The following is a 13156-nucleotide window of genomic DNA, read 5'->3' as shown; positions in this document are numbered from 1 at the left end:
CGCCGGAAGAAACTATCCGGCGGCCGGGCTGGTTCCTGATGGAGGGAGACCAATGTCGGCGAGATTGCCGTTCTGGGCAGCGTGGTCGCGGCTGATGGTTGGCATTGCGTTGCTGCTTGCTCTTGGCAGCCAGGCCCATGCCTGTCGCGTGTGCCTATCGGGCATCACGATCACGCCGGGACAGAGGCTGGACTCGGCCGCGGACGCCGTGCTCGCCGTTCCGCTGGCCAATGAAGGGCAGTTCCGTGTCATCGAGGTGATCAAGGGACATGCGACAACGGACGAGACGATAGCGCAGCCCGGCCTGTCGGCTACGAAGGCCGAGCCGACGATGTCCCTGGACGGACCGGTGCTTCGCCAGGAGCCCTCATCGGTATCCAGCGGGAAACCGTTGCTGCTCGTCCGGGACAAACTGTCTGAAGAATGGGCCAGCATCGGTGCGATCGACGCTGACCATGCTGATTGGCTCCGACAGTTTGTCGCCACCAACCGCGGTGGGAAGAGCCGCCCGACGAAAAACTGGCAGCAAATTGCATCAATGGGGTCGTATCTCACGGATGCCGAATGGGGTGAGCGTCTCGCCGTCGTCGCGCCCTATCTCGAAGATACCGACGCACTGGCCGCTGAGATCGCATATGGCGAACTCTCGAGGGCCCCCTATGCTGCCATCCGGACGCTCGAGCCTCGGCTCGACGCCACGAAAATAGCAACGTGGATCGTGGATCCCCGACTGGCTTCCAGGCTTCCGGCATACACGCTGCTGATCGGCATTGCCGGTGGCCCCGATGACGCCAACGCACTCGAGCAGCGCATCGCCGCGGCTCGGAGTGCGCGGGATGCTACGAACCTCGCGGCCATGTTGGCGGCGGATATCGAATTGCGCGGGCCGAGCCGGATCGAATGGCTCGAGCAGACATACTTTGCCGACCGCACGCGAACGCTGCCGGAGATCGAGGCCGCCCTGCTGGCGCTCAGCGTCCATGGGCAAGCGGACGCTTCCGTGCCGCGGGGAAGGGTCGTGGAGGCTTATCGCCAGTTCATTCGGGTGCGAAGACCAATGGCAGGCTTTGTGGCCATGGAACTGGCCGACTGGGAGGCATGGGAGGCTACCGCCGACTATGTCGAAATTATCCGCTCCAAGGGGGTGAAAGACCCGGCAGGAGAGTTCGCTATCCTCCACTATCTCCGTCAAAGCCCGGCAACGACGGCGGAAGCCGCGTCGCTGCCGTCCACCAGTCAACCGGAATAGGTGCACGCATGAGGCTGCTTCCGATCACGCCGAAAATCGGCCCGGAACGTGCGGGGGAAGCTGTCGCCGTGTCCAGCAGGTGGCAACGGCTCCTGCATGAACCGCTCGTCCACTTTCTCGTGGTGGGCGCCGTCCTGTTCGGTGCCTATCAATTCACCAACGACGAGCCGGACACAGCAGCCGATCCGCAGAAAATCGTGCTGACCGAGGACGATATCCGCCAGCTCGCCGTGAGTTGGCTGGCGCAGGGGCGGCCAGCCCCCACAATGGACCAGTTGCGCAGCCTCGTGGATCAGAAGGTTACCGAAGAGATCCTGTTCCGCGAAGCGGTGGCCATGGGCCTCGACCGGGACGATCAGATCATCAAGAGACGGCTTGCGCAGAAGATGGATTTCGTGGCGGCGGACCTGGCGGCAATCGACGAGCCGACCAAGGCCGAACTCGCGGACTGGTTTTCGAAGAACTCGGAACGCTTTGCGCTGCCTCCGCATCTGAATTTCCGGCACATATATTTCTCGCCGGACAAGCACGGCGGCGGTGCGCGTGAAGCGGCGGCAGCGGCACTCGGTCTCGTCGCCGGCAAACTTCCGGATTCGCCCGAGGTCGCTTCGAGTGGCGACCCGTTCATGTTCAGGACCTACTATGGGGACAGCACCCCTGAGCAGGTCGCGAAGGAGTTCGGCCCCGCCTTTGCCGAGGCGCTCTTCCAGCTCGAGGCGAAAACATGGCAGGGGCCGGTCCAATCCGGCTATGGCTGGCATCTGGTGTGGATCGATTCCGTGGAGCCCGGTCGCGTTCCGGCTTTCGAAGAGGTCGAGATCAACGTCAAGTCCGCCTGGCTCGACGATCGCTATCGCGAGGTCAAGCGGGCGGCGCTCGAGGAGATGCGGTCACGTTACGAAGTGATCGTTCCGCGTCTCGAGGACACAGACCTGCTGAATCTGCCCGGGCCAAAGGCTGCGAGCGCCCCGGCAGAAGCCCTCTCGCAATGACCACGCAGCGGATGGGCACGCACATAGGGCATTTCCGCTTTCCTCCGAGTCGCGGAAATGCTCTATGTTATTGTTTTTACGCAATTCCGGACGCAAAAGCGCTGCGCACTTTTGCTGGAATTGCTCTAAGCTGGCGCTTCCTGATTGGCGCCCTTGTCTGGACCATCAGCCTCGTTGCGACCGCAGCCGCACACGAGATACGTCCGGCTTACCTGCAAATCGACCAGACGGGGGCCCAGCACTATAATGTGCTTTGGCGCACGCCTCTGCTTTCAGGCGCGCGCCTGCCGGTCGCCCTGCAGTTTCCCGGTGATGTGCGCAATTTCAGGGAACCCGCCGAACGGCAGTTTCCGGACTCTCTTGTCGAGCGCCGTATTATCGAGACCTCCGACGGCCTGGCCGGCAAGCGTATCGAATTCAGGGGCCTGCAGGCGACGATCACGGACGTCATCGTTCGCGTCAAGATGCTCGACGGTTCGGTGACCACCACGCTCGTGCATCCCTCGCAGCCCTGGATCGACATCGAGATCGCAGCCGGGGCCCTTCAGGTCGCAAAGACTTTCGTGATGCAGGGCATCGACCACATCCTGTTCGGTTTCGACCATTTGCTGTTCGTGCTTGCACTGCTCCTGATCGCTCGCGACCTGCGCGCCCTGTTCTTCACGGTGACGGCCTTCACGCTGGCGCACTCGATCACCCTGTCGCTGGCCACCCTGGGGTTCGTCAACGTTCCGATGCCGCCGGTCGAGGCGGCGATCGCGCTCAGCATTCTTTTGCTTGCCGGCGAGATCCTTCGCATCCGGAATGGTCGCCCCAGCCTCACCGCGCAGCGTCCATGGGTGGTCGCCTTCGCTTTCGGGCTGCTTCACGGCCTCGGCTTTGCCGGTGCGCTCTCCCAACTGTCGCTTCCGCCGGGAGACATCCCGCTGGCGCTCCTGTTTTTCAACATCGGCGTCGAGATCGGCCAGTTGCTGTTCATTGCGGTGATCCTGGCGGTCGTGGCGTCGGCCAGGGTTCTCAGGTTCCCGCCCCTGCTCGGCCGCTCCGCATTCGCGATCACGACCTACGCGATCGGAATTGTCGCATCGTTCTGGTTCATCGAGCGTGTAGCGGGGTTCCTGGCCTGACTGACCAACATTTGCCGCCCGGAGCTTTGCTGCAACCACTTTCAATGGGATTCCGGGTGCCTGCCCCGTTTTCGGCGGCGGAAACCCGGATCGCAAAAGGGAGGAATTCGAGTTGAAAATCGGTATCAACCGGGCATTGGCCCCCCTTTGCGGCTTGGCGGCGCTCATGATGACAGGCCCCGTATTGGCCCACACGGAGACGGGACATGCGAGCGGATTCCTCAGCGGTTTTTTCCATCCGCTCTTCGGGCCCGATCATGTCGTCGCCATGGTCGCGGTCGGGCTTTGGGGAGCTTTTCTTCGAGCGCCGGCAATCTGGCTCCTGCCGATCGTCTTCCCCCTGGTGATGGCCTTGGGCGGCGCACTCGGGATAGCGCAGATCGAAGTGCCTGCCGTGGAAACCGGGATCGCACTCTCCGCGGTGATACTCGGGCTATGTGTGGTCTTTGCGTTCAAGCCGCCGCTTTGGGTGGCGGCGATCATCGTCGGTGCGTTCGCGATATTCCACGGGCACGCGCATGGGGCCGAGATGCCCGATGCTGCGGATGCAATGTCCTACGCGCTCGGCTTCGTGATCGCCACCGGCTTGCTTCACCTGTGCGGCATTGCTTTCGGTGCGCTGGCGCGGTGGCCTTCGGGGACCGTTCTCGTGCGAAGCGCAGGCGGACTGATCGCCGTGGCGGGCGGCGCGTTTCTGAGCGGCGGCGTGTGATGAAGCGAAGCGCTGCCGCTTGGCTTTGCGCAATCGCGATCCTATCTGCAACGACACCGGTGCGCGCCCATGCGCCTTTGGACGGGGTCGGTGATTTCTACGCCGGCCTGCTTCACCCGATCATCGTGCCGACGGAACTGCTCGCGATCGCGGCGATCGGACTGTTGCTCGGCTTCTGCGGCTTCAAGCATTGCCACTACGGCATACCGGCGCTGTGCGGCGGGCTCATTCTGGGCCTCGCCATGGGTTTCATCGATGTAGCCGAGGGAGCAGGTAGCGGCCTTCTGGTTGGCATAGCGCTTGTTGCGGCGGCGACGGTGACGGCGGGCATCGGCTTGCCCGTGGCCGTGGCAGCGGTGCTCGCGCTTGTCGGCGGATTTGCAGTCGGACTGGACGCGCAGCCGGAGACGCAATCGTTTCCCATGGCGTTCCTCACCGGCACCGCGACGGTTTTGAGCGGAACGGTCGTGGGGCTGGTCGTAGCTGCCGTCGTTCTCAGCCGGGATAAGTTCTGGCAGGAGGTGGCAGTGCGCGTGGCAGGATCCTGGCTCACGGCCAGCGGCATGCTGTACTTCTCCTGGCGGTTGGTGGGGCCATCCGGGTGAAATGCTTCCGCCAGCCGAAGCCAGCAACCCATAGCCTGCCATTTGCGCCTCATGGGGTTTCCGATCGAGGCGCCGTTCAGCGGATGGACCGGCCTGGAATGCCAGCCGCTTCACAGGGCAGCCTGGATGTCGAGACATCCGGTGCTTCTCAATCGCGATCGATACTACAGACAGTTCAGGCGGATCACCGATCCGCAATGCTTGGTATAAGATGATCTGATGTGGCGTCATAAGGTCGGGAGGAGGCCCCGTGGCGAGATACTATACACGCGCGACAAGCCTGAGCGGCTTCAGGGAAGTCGCCGCCGAGCGCGGCGCCGACTTGACCGCCGCCATGCGTGCAGTCGGCCTCGACCCTGGCCTTCTGAGCCGCCCGGACGAGCAGGTCGACATCGCCGCATTCTGCGAACTCGCCGAGCGCTGCGCAGACGACTGGGAACTGCCCGACCTCTGGCTGCGGCTCGCACCTTATCAGCATCTGGAGATCCTCGGCCCGGTGGCGCTCCTGACGCGCATGGAAAGCGACCTGCGCGGCGCGCTGACAGCGATCATCGACAACCTTGTCATACACTCGAACAGCCTCGTCTGCGCGCTCGAGGAGGAAGAAGACATCGCTGCGATGGTGCTCGACCTGCATCCGGTCACCGGTCCGGCCAGGCAGTATTTGCTGGGCTCGCTGGCGGTGACCAAGAACGTGGTCGAGCAGGCGGCCGGGACGCGGGTCGACTTTCTGGAGGCGAGCTTCCGCGAGGAGGAAAGAGGCTCCCGCGGTGCTGCCGAGAGCTGGTTCGGCTGCCCGGTTCGCTTCGGCGCCGAGCGCAATGCACTTTACTTCGACCGGGCTGTGCTCGACCGGCGCCTCGAACGGAGCGACACCGCCTATCACGCAATCATACGACGCTATCTGGCCACTGCCCGCCACGAGGTCTCCGGCCAGCCCGGCGACGCGGTGCGCGCCGAGATCGCGCGGCAGATGGAACTGGGGACCTGCACGCTCGAAAACGTCGCCCGCCGCCTCCGCCTCGAGCCCCGCAGCCTGCAGCGGCGGCTGAAGGCTGAGCGCCTCGTCTTCCGCGACCTCGTCGACGAATGGCGCCGAGCCCGGGCGCTGTCGCTCGTCACCCGTACCAGGCTCCCCCTCTCGCAGGTCTCGGAAGCTGTGGGCTACGCCGACCAGAGCGTGTTCACGCGCGCCTTCCAGCGCTGGTACGGCGACTCGCCCCTCGTCTATCGACATCACGACAGCGACCGGCCGGCCGTTTGACGCGGCACCGTGGTCGTACGACCATGGCGGCCACGCGACGTGTCAGGCGAACTCGTAGCCTTCGAGGCCGGCCGCCCGGTGGCGCCGGTCGAAGTCGGTGTGGCTGCCCGGCCAGGTGAGGCGGTTGCGACCGCTGGCGTCGAGATACCAGGACGCGCAGCCGCCCCGGTTCCAGACCATGCCCTCGACGCGGGCATCGAGCTCGGCGGTAAGCTCGTTATAGGCGTCGAGCCTCGGCTCGATCGCGTCGATGCCCCGGCCCCAGGCCTCGGTCAGTACGCGGGTGAAGTGCTCGACCGAGCTCTCGATCATCAGCAGTGCGGAAATCCAGCCCGATCCAGTGCGCGGTCCGTGGACCAGGAAGAAGTTCGGGAAGCCTGGGACGGTGCCCCCGAAATAGGCGCCGATCGACCCGTCGATCGCGGTCCACGCGTCTCGCAGCGACCTGCCGTCGCGGCCTCGCACCGGCAGTGCCATCAGCGCCTCGTTGACGTGGAAACCGGTGCCGAAGACGATGACGTCGGCCGGGATCTCGGTGCCGTCGCGCAGCACCACGCGGTCGGCGCGGACCTCTGCAACGCCCGCAGTCTCAACCGCGATGTTCGACCGGGCCAGCGCCTGGTACCAGTCATCCGAGATGAGGACGCGCTTGCAGCCGATCTCGTAGTCGGGCACCAGCTTGGCGCGGAGTACCGGGTCCTTGATCGACCTATCGATATTGCCGAGTGCTTGCTTCGTCGCCGCCTTCCGCAGATGCCCGGCGCCGGTGAATATCCCCTTTTTCAGCTCCACATCGAGATAATAATGTACGGTCCGGCGCAGCGCCCGAAGGCCGGGCAGGTTGCGGTAGGCCCAGCGCAGCCAGTCGGGGATCGTCCGGTCGTGACGTGGAACCACGTAAGGCGCCGACCGCTGGATGACCGCTACCTTCCCCGCGACCTTGGCGATCTCGGGAACGAACTGGATGGCGCTCGCGCCAGTGCCGATGACGACCACGCGCTTGCCCGAGAGATCCACGTCGTGACGCCATTCGGCGGAATGGAACGCTGTGCCGGCAAAGCTGTCGAGGCCGGGAATTTCAGGCAGCTTGACCTGATGCAAAGGCCCGGTGGCCGAGGCAAGCGCCCGCGCGACGAAGAGGTCGCCTTCCGCGGTGCGCACCTTCCAGCGACGGGACCCGGCGTCCCAGTCGGCCGATGTCATGGTCTTGCCGAAAAGGGTCCGCTCGTAGAGCCCCTCCTCGCGTGCGATCCGCTGCGCATAGGCGAAGATCTCGGCGCCGGGCGAGTAGGTACGCGACCAGTCGCAGCTAGGATTGCGGCGGAACGAATAAAGGTGCGAAGGGATATCACAGGCAACGCCGGGGTAGGTGTTCTCGCGCCAGCAGCCGCCGAAGTCGTCGCCCTTTTCGATGATAAGGACATCATCGATACCGCGGCGCCTGGCCTCGATCGCGGCAAGCATGCCGGCGAAGCCGGCGCCGACGACGAGCAGGTCGACCTCCCGGGTTGGGGCAGCTGTGCCGCGAAGGGCTTCGGCAAAGGTCTCGTGCTTCATCTGTCGCGGCTCCTGTACCTGACCGGGGTAGCCATCGCCTCCCCCTGGATCGGCATGCCACTTCCAGCGCCCCGCTTCCTTGCAGCGCATGCATATTTTTTGATTTCAGGCGACAACAGGCGGATCGGTCGAGGAAATCGATGAGGAGTTTCGATCCGGGTGCTGTGCTGCCGCGTGCGCACGACCGACTGGAGATGGAAGTTCGGCCATGCCCTCGACTTGCTGTTCGTGGCGTCATGGGTTTGGAGCGCCGCGCACAAGACACCGGAAAGATGGCGCAAGGCCACACCGCACCGCTGCGCCGTTGCGGCTTCTGAGCATGTCCGGCCGGGAGTGTCGACCGGCAAGGATCGGGCAGCGATTTGTCGCTGCTTATTCTCCCTTCGGTGTAGCTTGCGTTCCGCGATGCGTGGCGCCGCGGCCGCCACTTCCGCTGCCGGCCTGCGCCGCGTGAAGCCTGCCGTAGCGGCTGCCCTTTTGCTCGAGCAACTCGGCGTGGCTGCCGCGCTCGACGATCCGGCCCTCGTCGACAACGAAAATACGGTCGGCATTGGCGATCGTCGCCAGCCTGTGCGCGATCACCAGGGTGGTCCGCCCTTGCGCCAGTTCGGAAAGCGCCTGCTGGATCGCTCGTTCGGTCTCGGTGTCGAGTGCCGACGTGGCCTCGTCGAGGATCAGGATCGGCGGGTTCTTCAGGAAGATTCGCGCTATGGCCAGTCGCTGCTTCTGGCCGCCCGAGAGCTTCACGCCGCGTTCGCCTATCGGGGTATCGAGGCCCGCAGGCAGGCCGGCAATCACGCCCTCGAGCCTCGCGCGACGCGCTGCGTCGACGATTTCCGCATCCGTCGCATCCAGGCGGCCATAGGCGATGTTATCGCGGATCGTTCCCGCGAACAGGAAAACGTCCTGCTGCACGATGCCGATGTTCGAGCGCAGAGATTTGAGCGACATATCCCTGATATCGATGCCGTCGATCATGATCGCACCGCCGGCAATTTCATAGAAACGCGGCAGCAGCGAGCAGATCGTCGTCTTGCCTGCTCCGGAAGGACCGACAAAAGCGACCGTCTCGCCTGCGTGGATCGAAAGGTCCAGGCAGTCGAAAACCGGCCTGTCTGGTCGGTAGCCGAAGCGCACGTCGCGGTACTCGATCTCGCCACGCAGTCGTCCCACGTCGACTGCGCCCTTCCGGTCGGCGATGTCGGGCTGCGTGTCGAGGAAACGCGTGTAGCGCTGGAAGCCTGCAATGCCCTTCGGATAGGTTTCGATGACGGAGTTGATCTTTTCGAGCGGCCGGAAGAACAGGCCGACGAGCAAAAGGAAACCGACGAAGCCGCCAGCCGAAAGCTCGCCACGCACGACGAACCAGGCTCCCGCCAGCATGACGACCACCTGCACGAAACGCATCGAGAGGTAGGACAGCGACATGGAAAGCGCCATCACCCTGTAGGCGTCGAGCTTGGTCCTGAAATATCCCGCATTGCTTTCGGCAAACAGCCGCCGCTCATGATCCTCGTTGGCGAAGGCCTGCACGACGCGGATGCCGCCGACATTCTCCTCGATGCGGGCGTTGAAATCCGCCACCCTTCCATAGATCGCGTGCCAGGTTGCGGTCATCTGCGTTCCGTAGCGCGTCGTGACATAGGCCGTCGGCGGCACGACGAGCGCTGTCATCAGAGCGAGCGGCACATGAACCCACAGCATCAGCGCGAAGGCTCCGATCAGTGTCATCACCGCGATGAACAGGTCTTCCGGCCCGTGATGGGCCACCTCGCCAATCTCCTCCAGATCCTTTGTGAGTCCCGCCACCAGGTGCCCTGTTTTCCTGTTGTCGAAGAAACCGAAGGAAAGCTTCTGGAGATGATCGAAGGCCTTCCTGCGCATCTCGGTCTCGATCTTGATGCCGAGCATGTGGCCCCAATAGGTGACGATCACCTGCAGGCCCGCATTGAGCAGGTAGATGACGAGAAGTCCCGTTGCGGCGAGCGCGATGATACCCAGCTGGCCGGTCGGCAGGAGTTTGTCGATGAACATCGTGACCGCGACGGGAAAGGCCAGCTCAAGGAGTCCTGCCGCCACGGCGCTGGAGAAATCCAGCACGAAGAGGGCGCGATGCGGACGGTAATAGGAAGCGAAGCGCTTCAGAAGCTCACCCATGTCGACGCGCACCCATCCTCGCCTGAACGACCTGTTTGCAGCCGTCGTTTAGACGCAAAAACTCGCGTTGCAAGCACAATGGCTTGGAATCGTTCCAACTTGTGATTGCTGCCGCCATCCAGCGGCGTAAAACATGTACGGAAAACTCGACTTAAATCAATGGCGCCGGACGCAGACGCCTCCACGCTCATTCGTCGGGGCGGCCTTCCGGGCGGCGCCCAATATTGACTGGAAGCGCTTCGACCAAGATCTGGCGAGATGCGGTGCTGCCGCCTCTTGGTTGCCCCTCACTGTCGGACATCTCTCCCCGCTAGCGGGGAGAGAGAGGCTGGCCGCTCGGATTTCGCCAATCGGAAAACTCGGCGATTGGCGAAGGCGTAGACCCATCGGCTCTCTCCCTGCTTGCGGGGTGAGCAGCCGGTTCGCGGAGCGAATTCGTCGTGCCTGTGGCACGATGAAAGGCCAGCGAACGCCGGGACGCTGCGAAGCAGCGGGACCCGGCCGGGCGTCCGGCAGGACAGTGAGGAGTAATCCAATGCGAAGCGGCTTTTTCCGAAGTTTCCTTAGGGCCGAAGGCCTCCTAACGCGGCTTCTTGCCGAACACCTTCACATATTCGGCCTCGCCGCCCTTGGCGAGCGCCTTGGCCTGGCGCACCCAATCGTCGCGCTCGATGCGGCCGTGGAAATTGAGATGGGCATCGACCCAGGCGCGCTCGACTTTCTTCCAGGCGGCGATCTGGGCATAGGTGTAGATGCCGAGCCCGTTGAGCGTCTGCTCGATCTTCGGGCCGACGCCGGCGATGAGCTTGAGATCGTCCGGGCGCGCCGGCCTGCTTATCCCGGCCGGCCGACCTTTCTCGTCGGCACCGTTCGGCTTCCGCGCCTTTGCCTGATCGCGTCGGGCGGGTGCGGCGCGAGACCCGGCTTTCGTCGGAGCCGGCTGCAGCTCGGCGAAGGCTGCCGGCCTCCCCTCGAAGGCGGAGGGGACATCGGCGTCGTCGGCCTGCCGGCCCTCGCCCACTTGCAGGGGCATCTGGGGCGCGACCTGCGACGGCGCATGCTCGGACACGCCGCCGCTGTCGTCCGCCGCCTCCCGCATTTCGTCGCGCCGCACACGCGCGGATGCCTTGCGTTCCTCGATCGCCTCCTCGTCCGCATCGGCTTCGGCGCTGGCGGTCTTGCCATGCGGGCGTTGAGGCGGTTCGCCGACGAAGCCCGGGCCTGAGCCAGGCCGGGAATCCTTTGGCTCTATGTCATGCGCCTCGGCATCGGCCGGCTTGTCGAAGCTGATCACCGGCTCCATGCCCGCGAGAATCTCGTCTGACAGCCAGCACAGGCTGCGATGGCCCGCGCCGAGGTCACGCAACGGCGGAACCTCGGTCTCGCAGAGATTATCCGGCACGAGGTGCTTGTAGCGGCAGCGGGTCTGAAACGGGCAACCGGTCGGCGGGTTCATCGCCGAGGGAATGTCGCCCTCCAGTACGATGTGTTTCTTGACCACGCTCGTATCGGCGATCGGGATCGCCGATAGCAGCGCCTCGGTGTAGGGATGATAGGGCGGCGAGAAGACCTGGTCCGTGGTGCCCTGCTCCACGATGTGGCCGAGATACATGACGACGACGCGATCGGCGATGTAGCGCACGACCGACAGGTCGTGGCTGATGAACAGCATCGTCGTCTTGTTCTGGCGCTGGATGTCCATCAGCAGTTCGGTGACCGCAGCCTGGACAGACACGTCGAGCGCCGAGACCGGTTCGTCGGCGACCACGACCTTGGCCTGGCCGGCGAAGGCGCGGGCCACGCCGATGCGCTGCTTCTGCCCGCCCGACAACTGGCGCGGCATGCGTTCGGCGAAGGCGCGCGGAAGCTTGACCAGGTCGAGCAGTTCGAACATGCGCTGCTTGCGCTCGGCCACCGTCCGGCCGATCTTGAACTTCTCCAGCGTACGAATGATCTGCGAACCCACCGAGTGGCTGGGATTGAGCGTGTCGAAAGGATTCTGGAACACCATCTGGATCGACGAGATGGTCTGGACGTCGCGCATCTCGATCCCGGTCGACTCGATGTTCTTGTTGCCGAGCGAAACGCTGCCGGAGCTCGCCGTCTCCAGGCCGAGCAGCACCTTGGCCAGGGTCGACTTCCCGCATCCGGATTCGCCGACGATCGCCACGGTCTCGGATTCGCGCGCCTCGAAGCTGATCGCCTCGTTCGCCTTGACCACACGGCCTTCGCCGCCGCCGAAGATCTCGTTGGCCGCGACCCGGTAGTATTTCTTGAGGTCGTCGATCCTGAGCACCGGTGCGCCGGGCTTGACCGGTTCGCTCTTCTTCTGGGCGCCCTCCGGCAGCACGCTCCAGTCGATTTCGTTGAAACGCACGCAGCGGCTGAAATGGTCGGTGTGGCCCTCGACCGGTATCATGGGGATTTCGGCCGCATTGCAGACGCCCTCGACGAAATGCTGGCAGCGCGGGCCGAAATTGCATCCCTTCGGCCGCTCATGCGGCAGCGGCAGCTGGCCGGGAATGGCGATCAGCGGGCGCGAATTCTTGTCGGCGCCGGGTAGCGGGATCGAGCGGAACAGGCCCTGCGTATAGGGGTGGCGCATGCGGTCGAAAACATCCTCGACCGACCCGGTCTCCACCGCCTCGCCGGAATACATGACGGTGATGCGGTTGCAGGTCTCCAGGATCAGGCCGAGATTGTGCGACACGAAGATCATCGACGTGCCGAACTTCTCGCCGAGCCCCTTCACCAGTTCGACGATGCCGGCTTCCACCGTCACGTCGAGCGCCGTCGTCGGCTCGTCGAGCAGCAGCAGGGACGGTTTCGACAACAACGCCATGGCGATGACGATACGCTGCTGCTGGCCGCCGGAGAGCTGATGCGGATAGGAGCGCATCATGCGCTCGGGGTCTGGCAGCTTCACCGCGCGCACCATTTCCAGCGCCCTGACGTAGGCCTCCTCCTTGGAGGTCTTGTCGTGCAGGATCGGCACTTCCATGAGCTGCCGGCCGATCTTCATCGCCGGGTTGAGGCTGGCCATGGGCTCCTGGTAGATCATGGCGATCTCATTGCCGCGGACGGAGCGCAGCTCCTCGTCGGTCATGTCGCCCATGTCCTTGCCCTTGAACCTGATGCGGCCGCCGACGATCTTCCCGACATTCGACAGGTCGCGCATGATGCCGAGCGACACTGTCGACTTGCCGCAGCCGGATTCGCCGACGATGCCCATCGCTTCGCCCGGCATCACCGAGCAGGAGAAATCCATCACCGCCGGGATTTCGCCGCGCCGCGTGAAGAAGGAGATGGAGAGATTCTCGATTTCGAGAATGGGCCCCTGGATGTTCGTGGCTTTGACGGCTTCGTTCATCTGGTCGCCCTCCCCATTGGGAAAGAAGTACCCCCCTCTGGCCTGCCGGCCATCTCCCCCTCAAGGGGGGAGATTGCGCTCTCGCGGACGATTTCGCCAATCACCGGCATTGCGGAGTGATCA

The 13156-nt window shown here is 64.2% G+C and carries 8 protein-coding genes and 1 pseudogene; 6 read left to right on the top strand and 3 right to left on the bottom strand.

Going from position 1 to position 13156, the window contains the following annotated elements:
• The first annotated feature begins 52 nt into the window (after positions 1 to 52).
• From JN280_RS18350 to JN280_RS18325, 6 genes are all read left to right on the top strand, one after another.
• Positions 53 to 1249 carry a hypothetical protein gene (locus tag JN280_RS18350; protein ID WP_202314111.1) on the top strand — a complete coding sequence of 399 codons (1197 nt, stop codon included), beginning with the start codon at positions 53 to 55 and terminating at the stop codon, positions 1247 to 1249.
• Positions 1250 to 1257: 8 nt separating this feature from the next.
• Positions 1258 to 2241 carry a peptidylprolyl isomerase gene (locus JN280_RS18345; RefSeq protein ID WP_202314110.1) on the top strand — a complete coding sequence of 328 codons (984 nt, stop codon included), beginning with the start codon at positions 1258 to 1260 and terminating at the stop codon, positions 2239 to 2241.
• A 119-nt stretch (positions 2242 to 2360) separates the two neighbouring features.
• Positions 2361 to 3368, top strand: a complete 1008-nt coding sequence (locus JN280_RS18340; protein WP_446720846.1) for a HupE/UreJ family protein — start codon at positions 2361 to 2363, stop codon at positions 3366 to 3368.
• 166 nt (positions 3369 to 3534) lie between these two features.
• Positions 3535 to 4080 (top strand): HupE/UreJ family protein, encoded by a 546-nt coding sequence (locus JN280_RS18335; protein WP_202314854.1) that lies wholly within the window; start codon positions 3535 to 3537, stop codon positions 4078 to 4080.
• Positions 4080 to 4685 (top strand): HupE/UreJ family protein, encoded by a 606-nt coding sequence (locus JN280_RS18330; protein WP_202314109.1) that lies wholly within the window; start codon positions 4080 to 4082, stop codon positions 4683 to 4685. Before JN280_RS18335 ends, JN280_RS18330 begins: the two co-directional genes overlap by 1 nt.
• A gap of 250 nt (positions 4686 to 4935) precedes the next feature.
• Positions 4936 to 5949: an AraC family transcriptional regulator gene (locus JN280_RS18325; protein ID WP_202314108.1), complete on the top strand. Its 1014-nt coding sequence runs from the start codon at positions 4936 to 4938 to the stop codon at positions 5947 to 5949.
• A gap of 42 nt (positions 5950 to 5991) precedes the next feature.
• Here the strand turns inward: JN280_RS18325 and JN280_RS18320 are convergent, their stop codons facing one another.
• From JN280_RS18320 to JN280_RS18310, 3 genes and pseudogenes are all read right to left on the bottom strand, one after another.
• On the bottom strand, positions 5992 to 7506 hold the full coding sequence (locus tag JN280_RS18320; RefSeq protein ID WP_202314107.1) for a flavin-containing monooxygenase: 1515 nt from the start codon (positions 7504 to 7506) through the stop codon (positions 5992 to 5994).
• A gap of 372 nt (positions 7507 to 7878) precedes the next feature.
• Complete coding sequence (locus JN280_RS18315) at positions 7879 to 9663, bottom strand: ABC transporter ATP-binding protein (RefSeq protein WP_202314106.1); 1785 nt, start codon at positions 9661 to 9663, stop codon at positions 7879 to 7881.
• A 1177-nt stretch (positions 9664 to 10840) separates the two neighbouring features.
• A pseudogene (locus tag JN280_RS18310) lies at positions 10841 to 13033 on the bottom strand (dipeptide ABC transporter ATP-binding protein); the annotation flags it as partial.
• Between the last annotated feature and the right edge of the window lie 123 nt (positions 13034 to 13156).

Source organism: Mesorhizobium sp. L-8-10 (assembly GCF_016756635.1).
In the GTDB taxonomy this organism is placed as follows: domain Bacteria; phylum Pseudomonadota; class Alphaproteobacteria; order Rhizobiales; family Rhizobiaceae.
This window is presented reverse-complemented; position numbering and strand designations above follow the sequence as displayed.